We start from the raw sequence: 5,027 nt of genomic DNA on the forward strand, positions 1-5,027 counted from the left end.
GGCCTGGGGCGCCAATGCGGCGATGGTCGAATAGGCGACGGCTTCGGGCAGCAACAGGCCGGCAATCGACAGCCCGGCGAGAATGTCCTGCCAGCGATTGGGTGGTTCTACAGCTTGGGGCGCGCTCGACAATCCAATGTCTCCAGACGAAAAAAAGCCGCTGCGCATCACGGATGCGCAGCGGCCTACTGTAGCTGAAAAGCAAAAGATCGCCGCCCTCGGCAGCACCTGCGGGTGCACATAAAACCCCGCAGGCGGCGATCTCTTGATCTCGCCTTAAGCGCTCAGCGAATAAACCAGCGCCGAAATCGCCACCAGCCCCACTGCGGTGACAAATACGTTCGACGCCTGACCACGATAACGGGCCATCGCCGGCACCTTGCGAATCGCATACATCGGCATCAGGAACAGGATGGCTGCGATCACCGGACCACCGATGGTCTCGATCATGCCGAGGATGCTCGGGTTCAGCGTTGCGACGATCCAGCAGATGACCAGCATGAACGCCGCGACAATGCGATCCAGCGCCTTGGCACCCGGACGCTTGCCGCTTTTGACGATCAGGCCTTTCAAGCCTTCACTGGCACCGATGTAGTGACCGAGGAACGACTTGGAAATCGCCACAAACGCAATCAGCGGCGCGGCAAACGCGATGGTCGGGTTGCTGAAGTGGTTGGCCAGGTACGACAGGATCGACAGGTTCTGCGCCTTGGCTTCGGCCAGTTGTTCCGGCGACAGGGTCAGCACGCAACTGAACACGAAGAACAGCACCATCGCCACCATCAACAGGTGCGCACGGGACAGGATCTGCGAGCTGCGCTCTTCGGCGTGAACCCCGTAACGACGCTTCTGATCCACCGCGAAGGCCGAGATGATCGGCGAGTGGTTGAACGAGAACACCATCACCGGAATCGCCAGCCACAGGGTGTGCAGCAGCGCCGACGGTGCGGGCACCTGCGAAGCGGTGGTCAGGATGCCGCCGTTCCAGTGCGGAATCAGATACACCGCCAGAAACAGCAGCGCAACGATAAACGGATACACCATCAGGCTCATCGCCTTGACGATCGCCTGCTCACCGCAACGCACCACGGCCAGCAGGCCGAGGATCAGCACGAACGACAGCAACGCACGCGGTGGTGGCGTGATGTGCAGTTGGTGTTCAAGGAAACTCGCGACCGTGTTGGTCAGGCCAACGCTGTAAATCAGCAGGATCGGGAAGATGGCGAAGAAATACAGCAAGGTGATCAGTGCCCCGGCCTTGATGCCGAAATGCTCCTCGACCACGTCAGTGATGTCGGCGCCTTCGCGACCGGAGAGCACGAAGCGGGTCAGGCCACGGTGTGCGTAGAACGTCATCGGGAAAGCCAGCAGCGCAAGGATCACCAGCGGCCAGAAGCCACCCAGCCCTGCGTTGATCGGCAAAAACAGGGTGCCGGCGCCGATGGCCGTCCCAAACAGTCCCAACATCCAGGTGGTGTCCTGGCGATTCCAGCTCGAAAGTTCAGCGGGTGCTGCTGCATCAAAGCGTTGATCGACGCTTTTGGCCTGATCATTCATCCGGTCGGATCTCCGCATTCCGGTCACTTGCCACTCGGTCAGGACGCATCGGAAAAAACCGACAGACATGCCCCGGCCGAAACAGGGGCGCGATTCTCCGCGATAAATGAGCAGAAGCAAAGACTTAGCTGAGGAATGGTTGTGCGGTGCAGATCAGCGGGGTGTCGCTTTTGGGAATAAAGCTGTCGCTGATAGACACCTGAAATGTCGTTTTTGATACATCTTTTCGAGCTCAAGCACCCAAGCCTTTCAATTTAGGCCACATGATCTAGCGTGAGATGAGTCCCCTGCCCTGCGGAGCCCTCCCATGCCTTTGGTTCGCGTTGACATCAAACAAAACCCCGACCCCCACTTCGCCAGACGCATCGGTGAACAGGTCTACGCCGCCATGCGCAGCACCATCAATGTGCCGGAGCACGATAACTTCCAGATCCTTGCCGAGCACGATAGCGAGCACTTCATCTTCGACCCGCAGTACCTGGGCATCCAGCGCACAGACCAATTGGTAATCATCCAGATAACGCTCAACGAAGGCCGCACCCTGGAGCAGAAAAAAGCGCTCTACCAGACCATCGCCCAGAACCTCAACACCCAACTGGGCATCCGTCTCGAAGACGTGTTCATCAATCTGGTGGAAGTGAAAAAAGAGAACTGGTCGTTCGGCAATGGCATCGCGCAATACGCCAGTTGACCGCCCTTCACCTCCCGCCACGCGGCGTTCGCAGGGCTGCTCACCAGTGTCGATGTGACGTTCTGAGCCGGGGCTGCGCCGTTGCACCAAAGTGCGGCGGCGTCAATGCCCTGTTTTTATTGGCGCTCGTTTTCCTACAACTTTGTTTAAGTATTTATTGTGACTGGCAATAACGCGCACCTATATCGCGCGAAAAAAATATTACCCACCGTATAAGTCATCAAAGAACTCAGATATTTCCTACAACTAAAAACACCTTATAAAACCATAACAAAGCGTGACTAAAAGTTTATTTGTTACAAGCAACTTCCCCGCCATTGAACAGACTTTCAATCCGGGCCTATATTTTCCCGCGACGAATATGGCAATGAATACCGCCCGATGAAACCACGGGCGGCCATCAAACAATAAAACAGGATGCCCATCGTGCAAAAACTTAAAACACTGCTGATGTCGACAGCGCTGATCGCTTCGGTCTGCTGCAGCGCTGTTCATGCACAAGCCGTCACTCCAGCTGCAAACCATGCGGCTGCCACTCCGGACAACGCGATGATGCTCACCGTGTTTCTGAAACACGATCAGTCGCGACCGTTAAGCGAAATCAAGGCTCAGCTCGCTCGCCAGGGGTTCTATGAAACCTTCCCCCCGGCCGGCGTCGAAGTGGTGAGCTGGAACATCATGATGGGCATCGGCCAGGTGGTCACCGTGCGCTTCCCGGCTTCGCGTCTGGCGGAAGTCAACCTCGCCCTGGAGAACACCGCGTGGGGCAGTTACCGGACCGAGTTCTATCCCACTTATGATTTCAAACCGATTGCCCTCGCCGAACAAACCAGGGCCCGGGCAGCCCAGTGATCATGCCGGCACACTGGATGGCCGGTATTGCGGTGCGCTTGCTTCTTGCGCGAAGGCGTCCAGAATCAATCACAGCGCGAATGACAAAGATTGCCAGGCCGCTCCGCAATCAGCACTCTGCTACGACTTTCGCGAACCAACCCCGCCGACGATCTCAGGAGCCGCGCAATGCCCGCCACCGTTCTGGTACTGGTTGAAACCATCAATGACTATCTGCCGATTCTCGAACATCAGGGCTTTCACCTGATTCTCGCGCCGACGCCGGCCGAACGCGCGCAGGCCATCGCCAGCCAGGGTAGCCGCATCGACGCCGTATTGACCCGCGGGCCACTGGGCCTGACCGCCGAAGAAATCGCCGCCCTGCCCGCGCTGAAGATCATCACGGTGATCGGCGCCGGTTACGAGCAGGTCGATCTGCAAGCCGCCAGTGACCGCGGGATTACCGTTACCAATGGCGCCGGGGTCAACGCCTCGTCGGTGGCCGACCACGCCATGGCCATGCTGCTGGCGCTGGTGCGGGATATTCCGCGCTGCGATGCGGCGGTGCGCCGGGGCGAGTGGCCAAAGATCATGCGCCCGTCGCTGGCGGGCAAACGCCTGGGGGTTCTCGGCCTCGGCGCGGTGGGCATGGCGATTGCCAAACGCGCCCACCTGGGCTTCGACATGGCAATCAGTTACCACAGCCGCCAGGTGCGCACTGACGTGCCCTACGCCTTTTGCTCGACCCCGACCGATCTGGCAAGAGCCTCGGATTTTCTCGTCGTCGCCACTCCCGGCGGCATCGGCACGCAATCGCTGGTCACGCGCGCGGTGCTCGATGCCCTCGGGCCGAAAGGCTTTATCGTCAATATCGCCCGCGCCAGTGTGATTGCCACGGCAGATCTGATCGCCGCCCTCGAGCAACGGCGCATTGCCGGCGCCGCACTGGACGTGTTCGATCATGAGCCACAAGTGCCCGACGCGCTGAAAACCCTCAGCAACGTGTTGCTCACGCCACATGTCGCCGGGTTGTCACCGGAAGCCACCCAAGGCACGGTGGAACTGGTGGGGAAAAACCTCGTGGCGTTTTTCTCCGGGCAACCGGTGCTGACCCCCATCGCCCTGCCGCCGCGAATCTCCAACCAGCGCGTGCACTAGAGCACGCCAAGCAAGGTCCACAGGCGTCGCGATTCGGCATCGGCGGAGATCAATTCACCGAGCAGTTCGCTCAGCGGCTTGTTGCCCCACTCGACCCCGCGCCGGATCAGATACGGCACCGGGCTGTGGGGTTCGGTGCGGGCCAGGTATTCGGCAATCAGCAGCAATTGCCGGTAAGCCTCCTCACGGCTGGCCGGTTCGCGGAATACCTGCGCAACCGGCGCCTGCGCTTCAGGCTGTGCCACAGCGGGCGGTGCTTCGGCGAGCGGCGGTGGCGGCGCCGGTTGTTGTGGGTGCATGGCGATAAACTCCTGAACCAGCGTCAGCAGCGCTTGAATGGTTTCCTGCAACGGCCGCAACCCTGGGCCCTGTTCGCCCAGATAGGCATCGCTCCAGGTGTCGAGCCGTTGCAGATGTTGCAGGCTCAGTAGCAGATTGCCCTGGGTGCGCAGCCAAAAGGCCAACGGCGTGGCGCGGATCTGTTCGTTGAGTTTCTTCTGTTCGTTGCGCGCGGTTTCCGCCGAGCTCTTGGCATGTTTACTGTCGTTGACCTGTACCTGCTGCAGCTGCAAGCGCCGCCATACCTCAAGGGTGCAGCTCTCGAAATCACTGTTACGGGTGCCGAACAATGGCACCCGCGTCAGCAGGATTTCACTGTAACGCCGCACCAGCCATTCCAGCGGGATGACCCGCCAGGACTGATCGCCGTCCTCGGCCTGCGGGTGCAGATGCTCGGGAAAGCGTTCGCACAACCCGGCGATCAACGCCAGGCTGCCGGGCAGTCCATCCA

Annotated in this window: 5 protein-coding genes; 3 read left to right on the plus strand and 2 right to left on the minus strand. The window is 59.8% G+C overall.

Annotation, left to right across the window (positions count from 1 at the left end; translation table 11 throughout):
• Positions 1-276: 276 nt before the first annotated feature.
• On the minus strand, positions 277-1,557 hold the full coding sequence (locus tag DBR24_RS07645; RefSeq protein WP_128614397.1) for an HAAAP family serine/threonine permease: 1,281 nt from the start codon (positions 1,555-1,557) through the stop codon (positions 277-279).
• A gap of 307 nt (positions 1,558-1,864) precedes the next feature.
• Here DBR24_RS07645 and DBR24_RS07650 point away from each other — a divergent pair, with 307 nt between their 5' ends.
• The 3 genes from DBR24_RS07650 (at position 1,865) to DBR24_RS07660 (ending at position 4,237) form a co-directional block, all read left to right on the plus strand.
• The gene (locus DBR24_RS07650; RefSeq protein WP_128614398.1) at positions 1,865-2,248 is read left to right on the plus strand and encodes a tautomerase family protein; all 384 of its coding nucleotides are present in this window, start codon (positions 1,865-1,867) and stop codon (positions 2,246-2,248) included.
• Positions 2,249-2,665: 417 nt separating this feature from the next.
• Complete coding sequence (locus DBR24_RS07655) at positions 2,666-3,100, plus strand: hypothetical protein (RefSeq protein WP_177490473.1); 435 nt, start codon at positions 2,666-2,668, stop codon at positions 3,098-3,100.
• A 168-nt stretch (positions 3,101-3,268) separates the two neighbouring features.
• Positions 3,269-4,237, plus strand: coding sequence for a 2-hydroxyacid dehydrogenase (locus DBR24_RS07660; protein ID WP_128614400.1), 969 nt, complete (start codon positions 3,269-3,271; stop codon positions 4,235-4,237).
• On the opposite strand, the gene tssA is transcribed toward DBR24_RS07660, so the two are convergent.
• A partial coding sequence (gene tssA, locus DBR24_RS07665; protein ID WP_128614401.1) for a type VI secretion system protein TssA occupies positions 4,234-5,027 on the minus strand: 794 nt, incomplete at its 5' end. The two genes, DBR24_RS07660 and tssA, sit on opposite strands and share 4 nt — an antisense overlap.

The sequence above is a fragment of the Pseudomonas sp. HMWF006 genome (assembly GCF_003061205.1).
Lineage (GTDB): Bacteria > Pseudomonadota > Gammaproteobacteria > Pseudomonadales > Pseudomonadaceae > Aquipseudomonas > Aquipseudomonas monsensis.